Genomic DNA, 13,340 nt, shown 5'->3' with positions numbered 1-13,340 from the left:
AATTATATATTATATCTTTTATTGTCAATGACTTTTTCCATGGAAAGCTTCGTGGACATCTTTCATTTGTTTATTTGTCACATGAGTATAGATTTGAGTTGTAGAAATATTTTTGTGGCCGAGCATTTCCTGGACACTTCGCATATCAGCTCCTGCAATTAATAAATCGGTTGCAAAACTATGCCTTAATGTGTGCGGTGTTGCTTCAACTGGAAGTTTTACTTTATGGGAATATTTTTTGACAATTCGCTGAACACTTCTTGGAGTTAAACGCATTTTTTCATCAGGAAGAGTTATATCTTTTTTGCCTTTGTGATGAATGAATAAAGGCTTATACATATCATCACGAGCTTTGATATAAATCGCAAGCCAGTCAGCAGCGCGGGGGCTTAAAAAGACAACTCTTGCATGTCCGCCTTTGCCAATAATTCCAAATTCCCTGCGGTCTAAATCTATTTTGTCGCGATTTAATTTAATAAGTTCACTCACGCGAAGACCTGTTGAAAATAAAACTTCTAGAATTGCTTTATCACGTTTTCCTTGAATAGAACTTAAAGAAGGTGCATTTAAAAGTCTTTCGACTTGCTCGGCATTTAGAAACTTTACCTGGCGATCTTCGACTTTTGGTAAATCAATTTTTTCCGGAGTTAATACCTGATAATCGTTTTTGATAAGCCACTTTAAAAAACTTCTCATCGCAATCATATGATAGCTTTGAGTACGCTTGGTGAGATGGTGGCCTTTTGGATCAGCAAAGTTTGATAAAAATAAACGATAATCAGAAATCAATCTTGAAGTTATTTCATCTGAGGTTGTTCCAGCCATCCAATTATTAAAACGAGTCAAATAATGGCGATAATTGCGAAGGGTTAGGGGAGAGCTGCCTTTTTCTATTTGGAGATAATCTAAAAATTGATCTATTTTTTTAGGAAGATCAATTTTTTCTAAAACTGCAGGCATTAAGTAAAATTAACACGACGTGAAATATTTGTCAATGTGCGACACAAAGTATTTTTTAAATTATTAAAATAAATTTAGTTTATTTATATAAATTCAAAAATTATTTTACAAAATATATTAATTATTTTTTGTAATTTATTGTTTAATATTTACATATTCACAAATTTAAAATTTTAAAAATTTAAGCTATACAAACAAACTTTAATAAAGTCTTTTATAGATAATAGATGATAAACAATTCGCTCAAAAGAGACTTCATATAATGCGATTTAAGACCTGTCATATTTTAAGGACGATATTAGTATCCTTTATTAACAATGGGGATAAAAATAGTTTCCCAAATTATCGGGATTAATTGATTAATTAAGCCTGATAAATATAAAAATTTTTAGAGATTCAAACTGGAGAGAATTTAAAGAAAAAATTAATTTATGATCATGATTATAACTGTGATGCCTAAGCAAACTTAAATGATAAATACAGCACTTCTCTATATAGTATATATAATACGTCGCAAAAGTATTATTGTACGACTATGTTTAATTGAACACATATCGTTCGGGTTAGTGTCGCAATTGCTTATATATACTTACTCAAAATAATGAAGCAAAATTAAAATAATTTTTAGATATTAATTTACCTCACTTCTCCAAGAGGAGTTTAAATACAAATATTTAACTATGTACAAACTATATCATTTCATGAAAACTCTTCTCTACTTTGTGTGAAAATATGTCCTATAATTACCTATAATATTTCTTAAACAGTATAATTACACTCCTCTACTTCAACCCCAGTGGGTCGCTAAAAACATAATAAAGAATACGATTACGCCTACGATCAAATGATCTCGAACTGTTAATTTGAAAAGCCGATCTTCAAGCTCAGCCTGGCCTAGGCCCAAGAGGACATAAATACCAATTGTAAGAAAAACCGAGCCTACAACCACAGTTACGGGCCAAAAATAAAGTATAATCCCCACTTCTGTCAAAGCTAGGGTAAAAACTCCTGCGTATAAAAACATTTTATTTAAATTCAGATTTTTGATTTCTATCGAACTTATCCAAAGGCCTTGAAGAAAAAGAAACATTGAAATTAAAGCAACACCAAGGGCTGTGATAAAAATATTTGCCTTAATAGAAATAAGAGCGTTGTATAAAAGAAAGCTTGTTACATAAGTTAAGATAAAACCAACAGAACGAGCACCACGAAAAAGCGGAATAGTTTTTCGCATTGAAACTGTAAAAATATTTTCAGTTCTACATAATACATAAATCCCTAAACCAAAAAGAATAACGACAGGAAGCCTGGCAAATATGCTTGTCGGGATTAAAAACCAAAAAATACCAACTCCAAGAGTAAAAAGCGGAGGCAAAATAAGCGACAATAAACTTTCATTAATCCCCAACCCTTCCCAAAGAGAAAAAACAAATAAAATGATTGTTGCAAAAGTCAAAAAGAAAATTGATAAGAGACGGGATTGGTCAGGAACAAAATTAATACCTAAAAATCCAAGTGACAAAACAATTGAGGTGATAATAAATCTTACTTCCTTAGAAATTCGCATTTGTGAAGACTTTTTGGACGTCGTCGTGATTGTCAAAATTCTCTAAAAATTGTGTTACTTGTGCACTTTTATCCGGTGTAACATCTGAGAAGTTTATTGGCTTTTGCATCAACTCTGCTGAGGTTACTTGAAAACTATTTTCTGTTAGCTTTTTTTGCATTTCATTTAATTTATTTGGTTCGACATAAATTTCCAATTCTTCACCAACATCTTCAAAATCCTCTGCTCCTAAATCAATTAATTTTAATAGGTCATCATCTGAAGCAGTTTTTTTAATTACAAGTAATCCCTTTGGAGCAAAGTTAAAGGAAACAGAACCAGGATTTCCCATCTTTCCCCCATTTTTTTCAAAAAGATTTTTTATTTCTGCGTTTGTTCTATTTCTATTATCAGTTGCTACTTCAACTAAAACCGCAGCACCTCCTGGAGCAAAACCTTCATATAAAACTTCTTCCAGTTCTCCCCCACTACTTGCTTTAGAAATTGCACGATCGATATTTTCTTTAGGCATACTTGCTTCACGCGCTTTTTCTATTGCGATTCTTAATTTGAAATTTGCATCTGGATCAGCTCCGCCTTTTGCTGCAATTGTAATAGCTCGGGAAAGTTTTGAGAAAACTTGACCACGAGCGTTATCTTTTAATTCTTTTTGACGTTTAGTTGTAGCGTAATGAGAATGACCTGACATTTTTACTTATTATACTCTTGACATAAATAATAGACAATTTATACTCAATCAAGTTGACAACATAAAAATGGAATCAGATCTTGCCCATGAAGCCATAAGCGCAGCACTTTGTTGCGACTGGGAAAAAGCTACACTTCTTAATTTAGAAATTTTAAAAAGCAGACCAGAAGATATTGATGCAATGAATAGACTTGCTAGAGCTTATGCTGAAAGCGGAAATATAAAAAAAGCTACAGAACTAAGCGAAAAAGTATTGAAAATTGATGCGAATAACACAATTGCTTTAAAGTGTGTTGAAAAATGGAAAAATTTCAAGCCAGGAAACGGGACTAATCATAAAATTGCAAAAATTAGTTTTATAGAAGAACCTGCAAGAACAAAAATTGTTAGTTTAACTAATTTGGGAGATAAAGAGACAATTATGGAACTAAGCTGCGGAGACGCCGTTAAAATTGATGCGAGCCTTCATAAAGTAAGCGTTGCTACTTTTGACGATAAATATATCGGGAGATTTCCTGATAATATTGCTTTGAAATTTATAAGTTTATTTAAACTTGGCGGCGAATACGAAGCGTCAGTTAAAACGGCTGACCGAAGCAGTGTAAAAATATTTGTGCGCGCACTTAAAAACGGTTTCTAAAAATTTCCCCAATATCTATTTGAATGTCAAAATTATTTGGTGCTTTGGAATAGCTTTTGTCACATGAGAAAATTTTTGCAATTTTATCGACTGCAGCCTGAGTTTGCCCTGTTATTTTGCAATCAAGCGATTTGTTGACATCCATATTTTGGATTGATGCAACGTTTGCACCTAAAGCTTCAACTGTCTTTGTGACAATTCCCGATGCAACTGAAGTTGAAGTGTAATCGTTTATCAAAACATTTAGATTTTTACTTGCTAAATTTGTATCTACCAAAAAAGATTCAACACTTGTGGGAATGTTATCTGTAATTGTCCAGCCCAAAGATCCGTCTGTTAATTTCGCGCGAGAAAGCTCACTTGTATCTTCAAGGCTGGTCGTGATTTTTCCATTTGCATTGACTGCTATCGCAAAATTTGCCATGCGTAATTTATCAAATACAGATAAATTAGAAATGTCTGGCTTAAAAAAGGTACTTAATTCAGATAAAATATTGCCATTTGTTAATTTTATAAAATCAGGACCAGACCAATCTGTAATTGGAAAATTAAAAGACTTTATAAGAGTATTTTTTAAAAAAATTCCTCCTAAATTTTTATCATTCCCCAACTTTGAGATGCTTCCCAATTTCCATGTCCCTAAATTATTTGCAGCATTTACTTCAACTTCTGCCGGAGCTACCAAATAACTGATTGAAGATGTTCCTGGATCTAAAACAGTTATAGTTACAATTCCTGCAGAATCTTCGCTTGCAACTAGAATTTTTGATTTGCCATCCCAAGAAGAATTAGCTGATAGCAAAAAATAAAAAATAGCAACAATAGTGAAAAGGATTGCAAAAACGATAAAAAATAATTTTAAATGAGATTTTTTTGGCGGTTCTTCGACTATGGCCTTTTTGGAAGTTTTAAGATGATGGAGGTCCTGCATGGCAACTTACATATTAGCATGAGAAAGGCGAAGTGATTTTAATTTTTTATTTACCTCTTCTTTGTTTCTACCAGAGTTAATCAAGATACTTTTAACAATTGAAATAGCTGCTTCAAATTCTGGCTGAACAACTTTTTGAACTTTAAGATCAAGTAATTTTTTAATATCACTATCAAGATGCGCACGAACCATAATTTTTAAATCTGGATAATTTTTCTTACAATATGCAACAATTTCTTCCTGAGCAACTGGATCAGGAATACTAATTATGACAGCTTTTGCATTCTTGACCTGCGCTTCTTCAAGCATCTCTGGAACGGAAGCATCACCATAAAGCGCATTGTCGCCTTTTAGTTTTGCTTCATGAATTACTTTATGATTGTAATCAATAATAATAAAATCGACTCCAATTTCTTTTAAAGCTTTTCCAATCCATTTCCCCATTCTGCCAAAACCAGCAAGAATAATATGATCTTTTAATTCAGGTTTATTATCTTCGCTTTGCCTTGTTCCTCCTACAAAAAATTTATGAATAGGACTATTTTTAGTTTTTTCTTTAATAAAATTCCAAATTGGAGTAAGCTCTTTAAATAAAACTGAGGAAACAAGAAGAGTGACAAGCGTTGTTGAAATTGCAATTTGAGTTAGATTTGAATCTAAAATTCCAAGCGCTTGGGCAAGCAAAAACAACACAAAAGCAAATTCCCCTACTTGTGCAATTCCAATTGAAACGGCGATCGCAGTTTTGCCGCGAACTCCAAATAAAAGATTTAATAAAAAAGTAACGAGCGCTTTTATAAAAATAATAAAGACTGTCAAAATTAAAATTGTGAAAAAATGTGTAAAGACAAAAATTGGAGAGACTAAAAACCCAAGCGATACAAAAAATAAAGTTACAAAAATGTCGCGAAGTGGGCGGGTTTCGCTAAAAATGGCATGATTCTCCTGAGTTTTGGAAATAACGACTCCGGCCAAAAATGCGCCAAAGCTTGCAGAAATTCCAAAAAGAGTTACCAAACTTGCAACACCAAGCGCTAAAACAATTGCAAGTAATAATAAAAATTCACGATTGTTGGTTTTAGCTACAAGATGGGTAAGATAGGGAGCAACTAATTTTCCAATCAATAAAACCAACCCTAAAATCAAAACTGTAGTAAGCAGAGAACTTAATGCAACACTTCCCCAGGAGTTATTTTGTAAAGTCAAAGTTGGTAATAAAACAACTATTGGAATAACTGCTAAATCTTGAACTAAAGCCCAGCTGGTAAGAATTTCATAATGAATTGTCCCCTCTTCCTGGCGGTCAGAAAGAATTTTTACTATTAAAGCAGTTGATGACATTGAAAATGCAAGCGATAAAACCAAACTTGCAGCTGGAGCTATGTTCGCAAAAGTTACAAGACAAAAGAATAATATTGCAGTAACAATAATAATTTGCAAAATGCTGCCAACAATAGCTATTTTTCCGACTTTAATTAATTTTTCCAGAGAAATTTCGAGGCCAACTGAAAACATTAATAAAATAACACCAATCTGGGCAATATTTTGACTAGTTGAATTATCAAAAGAAAAAATTAAACCACCAATACTTCCAGCTAAAATATAACCAACTAATGAAGGGATTTTTAGAGCTTTAGCAATAAGACCACCGATTAAAGCCGCGAGAAGTATGAAAAATAATGTGGTAATCATTTATTTTTCAGTGTAGCAAAGAAGAGATTTAAAGAGAATTGGCTAAATTGAGAATTGATTGTGTTGGTGGAAGTCCTTCTTCTTCATTTCCCAAACCAATACGAAATACAATCTCTTTTAAATCCTTAAAATCGCCAGCTACTGCTCTAACAACCGAAGGTTCCATAAGTTCACCATATGCTGATAAATCTATTGCCATCATTAATCTTAATGCATCTAACTTTGCAGTTTCTTGAGGTAATATTCTATTTTCATATTTTTGCTTAATTTCATGAATTACCATATCCATGGTGTGTTCAGAATTACGAAGCTCATGTTCAATAAAAGGACTTGCCATGTTAATTATTATAATACATGTTTTGATATTTACAAAAATTTTTCAAATTCTTTTGGTAAATTGGTTTCTAATTTTATTTTCTTTTTTGTAACTGGATGAATAAATTCAATTTCTTTGGCATGAAGCATTAAGCGGCCAAAAATTTGTAAATCTTTTTTTGAAACTTTTCTGCCTGCATACAAAAAATCCCCCACTATTGGATGCCCTATATGTTTTAAGTGAACTCTTAATTGGTGAGTGCGGCCTGTTTTTGGATATAATTCGAGCAAACTATATTCTTTAGACCCTTCGACTTCGCTCAGGGTGACACTTCGTGCCACTTTATATTTTGTTAGTGCATCGCGGCCATTATCAATTACTCCAAATTTGCTTCTCTTCCAAGGAAGTCTGCCAATTTTTGCATTAATTTCACCAATGCCCTGCATTTCTCCATGAACCAATGCAACATAAACCTTATTTACTTCGCGATCAAAAAATTCTTTTTGTAATTCATGAAAAATATTTTCATTTTTGGCAACTAAAATAATTCCGGAAGTTGGCTTATCTAATCTGTGTACTATTCCGTTTCGTAACATTTTATTGTGGGCAATTTCAAAATCATAATTTTTATCAATCCAATCCTGGAGACTTGGCGCATCTGAAATAGTATTTGAATCGTTTACAACAAAGCCAGCTGGTTTATTTAGAGCGAGAATGTAATCATCTTCGAAGATTACTTGAGGATTGTCCATTATTTTTTCTTTTCGCAGGATACACAAAGCGAAGCTTGCGGATAAACCATCAAGCGATCTGTGTCAATCATCTTACCACAGTTTTCGCAGATTCCGTATTTACCCAATTTAATTCTTGTTAGAGCTTTACGAATTTCAATTCTTTTTTTATCAATCTGTTCACGAAGAGCTGATGTTGTCGCATGGCCAAATTGCTCCTCTGCTTCAGTGTCCAGTGCTGCATTATCATCTGCTCTTGCATGATTTGAAAAGGGATCTTCTTCTTTAAGATTTTTCTTTTGGCGATCTAAGACATGCAATTGATCTTGCAAGAAAGTCTGTACTGGGCGCAAGACTGACGACGGAAATTTTATTGGTTCTTCTTTTTTAGTTACTTTTGTTTTTGCCATTTTAGCTCCCTGACAAATTATACAACACTATGAAAAACAGAAAAGATGTAATACTACTTAATATTGCATCAAATTTGCCTACAAAGGATAGCATCATTGGATCTATTAATGCAAACACAACCCTAAAAAGAAAAAAGGCAGCTAAACAAACAAGCCCAGCAAAGCCGAGCTTGCCAGATTTATACCAATTAAATAATTTGTATTTTTTGGTCAAAAAAGAGAAAAAAGGAATCAGGGCAACAGTAAGAAGGGAAAAAATTAAAAGATAAACATCTTTTGTAAGCACTGCATTCACGATAAAAATAGTAAAAAGTAGAAACAAAGAACCAAGAGTTACAGCTTCAAGAGTTTCAAATAGGCGCAAGTTTAATTTATAAAAGGCAACACAAAAACCGATACATGAAAAAATAACAGCAGTCCAAAACCATATACCAGAAAAATTAAAAATATTTTTTAGACCATTAATGGATAAGCTTCTTCCAAGAAAGCCTAAAATAAAACCAAAAAGAAGAAAGCCAATTACAATAAACGCGCCAGAGAAGATCTGATCTGATGTGTAATCTTCTTTGAGGCTTTTCCAGAAAAAATATAAAAAGCCTAAAATTCCGACAGGAAAGCTAATAAAAATACTTACGTTTGACATGTAAACTCACCAAATTATATCATTTATGTACTTTATGCTTGAAACGCCTCATGTCGCAGTTGGCGCTGCGATTGCAAGTAAAATCCCAAACCCGTTTATTGCAATTCCCCTTGCATTTGCTTCACATTTTATTTTGGATATTACTCCACACTGGAATCCACATATCAATCGCGAAATTAAAAAGTATGGACATCCAACGAAACAAAGTATTAATATAATCAGGATAGATTCGGCTGTTGCTTTGGTTCTGGGAAGTGCACTTGCTCTTCATGCTGGTACGCCGATGCAAGCGGCAAATGTTTTAGCCTGCAGTTTTGTAGCAGTTACTCCTGATGTTGTTGAAATTCCATATTATTTTTTGCATAAAAAATATACTGTTCTTGAAAAATGGATTGCCTGGCAAAAATCTATTCAGGCTGATGCTGAGCCAGTCATTGGGCTTGCCACACAATTTATTATTGTTTTAGTTGCTTTGTTTTGGATATTCAGTTAATTATTTTAATTTCAAATCAAGTAACTTTGGAGGGTCATCATAGCCACTAATATAGGCAAAAAGTTCGTTATATTGAGGATTGAATTTCACTTCGTCAATTCCTTGTGCTGGATAGTTCCCTGAAGTTTGCACAACAATCTCGGGCATTTTATTTGTTGGAACAAATATTAGTAAATCATGATTAATAGAAGCAATAAAGTAAGCATTACCCTTCGAAAGAGTGAATTCTTTGCATTCTATAATATAACCTGATGATATTTCGGTCTTTGGATCAACTCCTCTTACTTGGGTAATATTTGATAGTTCTTTAATAATAGTTTGCGGGCTAATTGAGCAATTGTTGCCTTCAATAAGGCTACTATCAAATATATAAGAAGGGTTTGAGTCTGTACTCATTGTGAAATAACTTGACTCTAATGGCGGAACATAACTTGCATATGTATAGTCTTCATAGCTAAATGAAGTTATAAACCAAGTGATAAAAGAAATTATTGCGCCAAAAATAAATAAAAAAATCATGTATTTAATATGATTATGTTTTTTACTTATTTGCTCATCAGACATATTTAGTTAATTTTCTTACAAGAATATACAGTTGTTTCTTGAACTGGCCCTGCGGATGCATTTGTAGTTTGGACTAGATAGCCATTTATTTTTGAAATGTATAAACTTCCATACCGATCATACTCACTAATATCTTGGTTTGTTTCATTATCAATTTGGACTATTTCAGGTTTACTATCACTATTAGCAAAATTAAGAGATATTGTTTGACCAGCTCGAGAAACAGTTATTGTAGACTTGTAATTTCCTCTTGTTGAACCGATTGCATAATATGAACTATCCGGCGTGTAGGGATTAAAGTCGTTTTCTATAAATTCATTACAGTTTAGAGTTGTGAAGTTTTCTATATTATGCGGTTGATATTGGAGATAAACAGTAGCGTCATTATTTTTAATTAGTATGTAAATTATCAATATTAATGCCAAAAGTCCAAGAATAATTGTAATAATCCAGTGAAGTTTATGAAATTTTTCTTTTGTTTTCATTTATTTGCTCGTTCGACATAAGAGGAAGTTCTTGTATCAACTCTAATTTCTTCACCGACATTTATAAAAAGTGGCACTTTGATGATTATGCCGTTACTTAATTTTGCCGGCTTATATAAATTGCTTACTGTATTTCCTTTGACTCCTGGATCTGTCTCGACAACTGTCAAAACTACTTTTGGAGCAATATCAATTGATAAAACTTTTTCATTCCAAAAAAGTAAATCAACATTATCCCCTTCTTTTACAAAAGGTAATTCTTCGCTAATAACTGCGACAGGAACTTCTACTTGATCAAAAGTTTGTGGATCCATGAAAGTTGCTGTGGTTGCATCTTTAAATAAATATTGAAGGCGGCGCTTTGTGGTAATTAATTCATCAAATTTATTTTCAGTGCCTAGAGAAAGAGGCTGAGTTGTACCTGTTTCCATGTTTTTAACCATGAGTTTTACAGTTGCAGCTCCACGACCCATTTTGATTAATGAATAATTTACGACTTTGAAAGGTTTATCGTAATAAATAAATGTTTTGCCGTTTTTAAGATCTGTTGAATTTATCATTTGCAGAGGTATTATACCTCGCAGTTAGCTCATTTAGCTAGTTTTTAATAAGCGAAGCTTGTCACTATGATAAAATTAATGCTCATGTCGCTAAAAGAAATTACACACCCAAATTTACCAAGACAATTGTTGGCTGAAGATAATGTCAGACATGCTGAAGATAAATCAACAGAGTTGTTTTTTCAAATGATTGGCCGAGGTTTGAAACAACGAGAGGTCAGAAAAATAGCAAGACATGTCGGGCTAAACGAAAGAGATCCTTTCGGAAGGGATTTTTTTGAATTTTTGGACTAATACGTGAGATAATATGCGTAATTGCCGGGGTGGCGGAATGGCAGACGCGTAGGTCTCAAAAACCTATGGGGATAACACCTCGTGAGGGTTCGACTCCCTCCTCCGGCACTTACTAATAAAATGGAATTCGATAATAATCTAGATTTTGGAGAAATATTCCAAAGAGCAAAACAAAGACATCATGACTACTTTTTGCGTGCATTTTATGAAGGAAAATTAAGTAAAGAAGATGAAGCAGAACTTAAGCTAGCAATTGATCGCGAACATAATTCTATTGTACAACCTTTAGGAGCAGGTATTCCGTTTGAAGATGAACTTCATAATAATTAATATTTATTCCTTAGAATGTTTTGTGTCGCGAGGATAAAATCTTGTTCTGTCCCCATGGAATGATAACTTTATACTTCCTAGTGCACCGTTACGGTGTTTTGCAATATCAAGAGTGATATTTAATGGCTTTCCTGGCTCCTGATCTTCTGCATCATCTTCACGCCATAAAAACATAACAACATCTGCATCCTGCTCAATGCTTCCCGACTCTCTCAGATCTGAAAGCTGAGGGCGTTTTACACCGCGCTGCTCAACAGATCTTGATAACTGAGAAAGGGCAAGAACCGGAATTTTTAATTCCCTTGCAATATTTTTAAACCCTTGAGAAATTTCTGAAACTTCCTGGACGCGGTTTTCCAAATTACGAGACTTGGCCAACTGAAGATAATCGATAATTAATAAATCGATTCCATATTCAACTTGAAGCCTTCGCGCTTTTGTTCTCATCTCCAAAATTGATAAGGCTGGCGTATCGTCAATATAAAAAGGCGCCTCTGCTAATTCCCCCATCGCATTACTAAGATTTGTAAAATCTTCATCATTTAATTTTCCAGTTTTTAATTTCCATGCATCAATATCTGCTTGGGCAGTTAATAATCTATCAACTAATTCTTCTTTGCTCATTTCAAGTGAAAACATTCCGACAGATCTTTTTTCATTAACTGCTAGGTTTTGGGCAATATTTAATGCAAAAGAAGTTTTTCCAACTCCAGGGCGCGCTGCAAGAATAATTAAATTTGATTTTTGTAATCCTGCTGTCAGATCATCTAATTCTTTAAAACTTGTGGGGATTCCGCGAAGCCCGCTATCCATCTTATGTAATTCATCGAGGCGATCAAAAGAATCTGCAAGAGCGGCGCGAACCGGAGTGAAACTTCCGCCTAAAGAACTTTGAGTAAGAGAAAAGATTTCGCTTTCTGCTTTATCAAGAAGATCTTCTGCTTCCAAACTTTCATCAAAACTTAAATCAACCAACTTGGTTGCCTTGGCCATTAATAATCTTTTTGTTGCCAGATTTTTTACAATCTTTGCATATTGAGCAACATGGGCTGCGGTTGGGACGCTTCCTAAAAGCTCACGAAGATAATTTTGACCGCCAACTTCTTTTAAAGTTTTTCTTTTTTTTAAATTTTCCCCGACAGTAATAATATCTATAGGAGCGCGCTCTTCATATAAAGCAACTATTGCTTCAAAAATTTCTTTATGGCGATCGTCATAAAAATGCTCGCCTCTTATTATTTCGGCGACTTCTATAATTGCATCTTTATCAAGAAGTAATGCGCCTAAAACTGAAATTTCGGCATCGTTACTGTGGGGCGGGACATGTAAATCACTTTTTTTCGAGGATAACGGCATATTCTTCTTCGTTATTTATATCACCAAACTTGACAGAAAGCTTTGGTAGTTTTTCTGTTCTTAAACTTGATGCAGTTATAAAATCTTCAACCGGAGCAAGCTTTTCTGATAGCTCTGGAGTTAGTCCATCAAGACGATAATGCATCGGGACGACAATTGATGCGCCGACTTGCTTTTGCACTTGGGTTGCTTTTTCTGCATCAATTGTAAAGCTTCCGCCAACTGGAATCATCATAATATCAATTGGACCAATTTCTTTTACTGTTTCATCAGGTAATGTATGCCCAAGATCTCCAAGATGAAGCAATCTTAAGCCATCGATTTCAATTACATAAATAGTATTTTTGCCGCGCTCTGCTCCCTTTACCGCATCATGGAAAGTTGGCAAACCAATTATTGAAACGCCGTTTATTTCATATTCGCCCGGGCCATCGACGACGCGTTTCACATTTTCGACGTTTTCTACTTTGTCGTGATCGCCGTGGTGATGAGAAACTGTAACAATGTCTGCATCTACTTTCGGATATTTAATTCCAAGCATTTTGCCATCAAACGGATCTGTAACGACTGATGCATTTTTGCCTTTGATTTTAAAAGAAGCCTGGCCAAAAAAAGTAATATCCATGTAGGATTAAAATATCATCATCCAGCTTGACTTTCAAGGCCAACTTTGCAAAAAT

18 protein-coding genes and 1 tRNA gene are annotated in these 13,340 nt (G+C 33.9%); 5 read left to right on the top strand and 14 right to left on the bottom strand.

Annotated features, from left to right (window positions below; translation table 11 throughout):
- Nucleotides 1–24 precede the first annotated feature (24 nt).
- The 3 genes from xerA to VG895_01540 form a co-directional block, all read right to left on the bottom strand.
- Complete coding sequence (xerA, locus tag VG895_01550) at nucleotides 25–960, bottom strand: site-specific tyrosine recombinase/integron integrase (GenBank protein HWA51722.1); 936 nt, start codon at nucleotides 958–960, stop codon at nucleotides 25–27.
- A 787-nt stretch (nucleotides 961–1,747) separates the two neighbouring features.
- Nucleotides 1,748–2,527, bottom strand: coding sequence for a hypothetical protein (locus VG895_01545; protein HWA51721.1), 780 nt, complete (start codon nucleotides 2,525–2,527; stop codon nucleotides 1,748–1,750).
- The gene (locus tag VG895_01540) at nucleotides 2,514–3,215 is read right to left on the bottom strand and encodes a YebC/PmpR family DNA-binding transcriptional regulator (GenBank protein ID HWA51720.1); all 702 of its coding nucleotides are present in this window, start codon (nucleotides 3,213–3,215) and stop codon (nucleotides 2,514–2,516) included. The genes VG895_01545 and VG895_01540 overlap by 14 nt, the downstream gene beginning before the upstream one ends.
- 67 nt (nucleotides 3,216–3,282) lie before the next feature.
- Between VG895_01540 and VG895_01535 the strand changes: the two genes are divergently transcribed.
- Nucleotides 3,283–3,855: a tetratricopeptide repeat protein gene (locus tag VG895_01535; GenBank protein HWA51719.1), complete on the top strand. Its 573-nt coding sequence runs from the start codon at nucleotides 3,283–3,285 to the stop codon at nucleotides 3,853–3,855.
- On the opposite strand, the gene VG895_01530 is transcribed toward VG895_01535, so the two are convergent.
- The 6 genes from VG895_01530 to VG895_01505 are packed head-to-tail and all read right to left on the bottom strand — an operon-like array spanning nucleotide 3,839 to nucleotide 8,578.
- Complete coding sequence (locus tag VG895_01530; protein ID HWA51718.1) at nucleotides 3,839–4,786, bottom strand: hypothetical protein; 948 nt, start codon at nucleotides 4,784–4,786, stop codon at nucleotides 3,839–3,841. The two genes, VG895_01535 and VG895_01530, sit on opposite strands and share 17 nt — an antisense overlap.
- Before the next feature lie 6 nt (nucleotides 4,787–4,792).
- Nucleotides 4,793–6,478: a cation:proton antiporter gene (locus tag VG895_01525; GenBank protein HWA51717.1), complete on the bottom strand. Its 1,686-nt coding sequence runs from the start codon at nucleotides 6,476–6,478 to the stop codon at nucleotides 4,793–4,795.
- A gap of 28 nt (nucleotides 6,479–6,506) precedes the next feature.
- On the bottom strand, nucleotides 6,507–6,815 hold the full coding sequence (locus VG895_01520; protein ID HWA51716.1) for a hypothetical protein: 309 nt from the start codon (nucleotides 6,813–6,815) through the stop codon (nucleotides 6,507–6,509).
- Nucleotides 6,816–6,844: 29 nt separating this feature from the next.
- Complete coding sequence (locus VG895_01515; GenBank protein HWA51715.1) at nucleotides 6,845–7,546, bottom strand: RluA family pseudouridine synthase; 702 nt, start codon at nucleotides 7,544–7,546, stop codon at nucleotides 6,845–6,847.
- Nucleotides 7,546–7,935, bottom strand: a complete 390-nt coding sequence (locus tag VG895_01510; protein ID HWA51714.1) for a TraR/DksA C4-type zinc finger protein — start codon at nucleotides 7,933–7,935, stop codon at nucleotides 7,546–7,548. The genes VG895_01515 and VG895_01510 overlap by 1 nt, the downstream gene beginning before the upstream one ends.
- Before the next feature lies 1 nt (nucleotide 7,936).
- Nucleotides 7,937–8,578 (bottom strand): hypothetical protein, encoded by a 642-nt coding sequence (locus VG895_01505; protein HWA51713.1) that lies wholly within the window; start codon nucleotides 8,576–8,578, stop codon nucleotides 7,937–7,939.
- Between the two features lie 34 nt (nucleotides 8,579–8,612).
- Here VG895_01505 and VG895_01500 point away from each other — a divergent pair, with 34 nt between their 5' ends.
- Nucleotides 8,613–9,071 carry a hypothetical protein gene (locus VG895_01500; protein ID HWA51712.1) on the top strand — a complete coding sequence of 153 codons (459 nt, stop codon included), beginning with the start codon at nucleotides 8,613–8,615 and terminating at the stop codon, nucleotides 9,069–9,071.
- Here VG895_01500 and VG895_01495 read toward each other — a convergent pair whose 3' ends face one another.
- From VG895_01495 to efp, 3 genes are read right to left on the bottom strand one after another with little or no spacing between them, the layout of a single operon-like run.
- Nucleotides 9,072–9,635, bottom strand: coding sequence for a hypothetical protein (locus VG895_01495; GenBank protein HWA51711.1), 564 nt, complete (start codon nucleotides 9,633–9,635; stop codon nucleotides 9,072–9,074).
- Nucleotides 9,636–9,637: 2 nt separating this feature from the next.
- Nucleotides 9,638–10,120, bottom strand: coding sequence for a hypothetical protein (locus VG895_01490; GenBank protein HWA51710.1), 483 nt, complete (start codon nucleotides 10,118–10,120; stop codon nucleotides 9,638–9,640).
- Nucleotides 10,117–10,680 (bottom strand): elongation factor P, encoded by a 564-nt coding sequence (gene efp / locus VG895_01485; protein ID HWA51709.1) that lies wholly within the window; start codon nucleotides 10,678–10,680, stop codon nucleotides 10,117–10,119. Before efp ends, VG895_01490 begins: the two co-directional genes overlap by 4 nt.
- An 84-nt stretch (nucleotides 10,681–10,764) precedes the next feature.
- Here efp and VG895_01480 point away from each other — a divergent pair, with 84 nt between their 5' ends.
- The 3 genes from VG895_01480 (at nucleotide 10,765) to VG895_01470 (ending at nucleotide 11,304) form a co-directional block, all read left to right on the top strand.
- Nucleotides 10,765–10,974: a hypothetical protein gene (locus VG895_01480; protein HWA51708.1), complete on the top strand. Its 210-nt coding sequence runs from the start codon at nucleotides 10,765–10,767 to the stop codon at nucleotides 10,972–10,974.
- 23 nt (nucleotides 10,975–10,997) lie between these two features.
- Nucleotides 10,998–11,082 (top strand) — tRNA-Leu (locus VG895_01475).
- 12 nt (nucleotides 11,083–11,094) lie between these two features.
- Nucleotides 11,095–11,304 (top strand): hypothetical protein, encoded by a 210-nt coding sequence (locus VG895_01470; GenBank protein HWA51707.1) that lies wholly within the window; start codon nucleotides 11,095–11,097, stop codon nucleotides 11,302–11,304.
- A 3-nt stretch (nucleotides 11,305–11,307) separates the two neighbouring features.
- Here VG895_01470 and dnaB read toward each other — a convergent pair whose 3' ends face one another.
- Both dnaB and VG895_01460 read right to left on the bottom strand, forming a co-directional pair.
- Complete coding sequence (dnaB, locus tag VG895_01465; GenBank protein ID HWA51706.1) at nucleotides 11,308–12,660, bottom strand: replicative DNA helicase; 1,353 nt, start codon at nucleotides 12,658–12,660, stop codon at nucleotides 11,308–11,310.
- Entirely contained in the window at nucleotides 12,635–13,285 is a 651-nt protein-coding gene (locus tag VG895_01460) for an MBL fold metallo-hydrolase (protein ID HWA51705.1), read from the bottom strand. Before VG895_01460 ends, dnaB begins: the two co-directional genes overlap by 26 nt.
- Between the last annotated feature and the right edge of the window lie 55 nt (nucleotides 13,286–13,340).

This window comes from Patescibacteria group bacterium (assembly GCA_035549555.1).
Lineage (GTDB): Bacteria > Patescibacteriota > Microgenomatia > UBA8517 > UBA8517 > Co84-156.
This window is presented reverse-complemented; position numbering and strand designations above follow the sequence as displayed.